This is a genomic window from Aliterella sp. E5.1 (genome assembly GCF_057473825.1).
This window is the reverse complement of record NZ_JBYCCV010000399.1, coordinates 1-1147: the sequence shown is the minus strand read 5'-3', so window position 1 is coordinate 1147 and position 1147 is coordinate 1. Positions and strand designations below refer to the sequence as shown.

1 protein-coding gene is annotated in these 1147 nt (G+C 34.2%); it reads right to left on the bottom strand.

What is annotated here, in order from left to right:
• Positions 1-708 (bottom strand): DUF3102 domain-containing protein (locus AC2VE5_RS27645; protein ID WP_486890719.1); only part of this gene is annotated, 708 nt, incomplete at its 3' end.
• Between the last annotated feature and the right edge of the window lie 439 nt (positions 709-1147).

Here is a 1147-nt window from a genome sequence, read left to right as displayed (position 1 = left end):
AACTGACACATTGATAACTATTTTTATCTCAGCAGCATTTGCTGTTTCAACTTCAGATATTTTTCCAATAACAAATCTTTCTTGATTTTTTTGTTTTAAATCAGTAATACAAATAGTATTGCCAACTCCAAAAGTAGACTCCAAAGTCTGTTCCCTGCTTAGGTGCTTAGAATTTGCAAGTGGCATTTCAGACTTTGCAGATGCCCCCTTAGCAATATTATCAGTTACAGCCATATTTGCTGCCGGATTATTAAAATTATCTTTAAAGCTGTTAGAAATTTCCTTAACCTTCTTATAAGTAATTGATTCACCCTCTTCAGCAAGTTTAAATACTTTGTCACAAACCTCATTAGAAACTGATGGGGCAGCCAAAAGATAAAGAGCTGAGGCATCAATAGAGAGTTCTGTGAAATTCACAGATTCAAATTTTCGAGCAACTTGCATGAACTTACGAGCAGTCCAAAGCCCCCAATGAAATTCTAGTTTTAACCAAGCCTCAAATTTTCCGTATCCTAAGTAGGCTTTAACTTCAATTAACTTCTGTCCAATAATCAAAATATCCTGAGCAGTGCGCTTTAGCAGTTTCTTGATCTCGCAAGTGTGTTGCTGAATCATACATTGTGTTGCAGGAGACAGAGTTGCATAATCGAAACCTTGCTTATATACAGGAGGTTGTTTTAATGTGGATTCCGTTTCGTTGAAAGCCATATAGGTCAATGCCTCATAACCAATACTCGAATTAGTATTCAAAGAAAATCTAAAATAAACTTAGTTCTAAAATTCACTTGTGTAAGTTATCTGTATAACATTCTTGAACTACAGTGAATCAGCACCTAAAAAAAGAAAAAGTGATTTGGACAACATACAATCCACTGTCTTTGAGAATAGCCTTATTAAGCATCTAATGCGATTGTTCTAATTAAATAGATAATATTAATTGTGCTGCTATTTCTCGCAAATCTTTGTGGTTGATAAATTGCCAAATTTATGTATGCTAGACCTAAATAGATTGTTGTAATTGTGGACTTTGGTGATTTTATGTGTATTCTTTTGGTGATAGCTAGATAGTTCATTGCTTAAAAGCCCTCCCTAACTCTAAAAATTACTGATATGAGTTAACTAAGTTCAGCAAGCTTGCTGAAGAAAG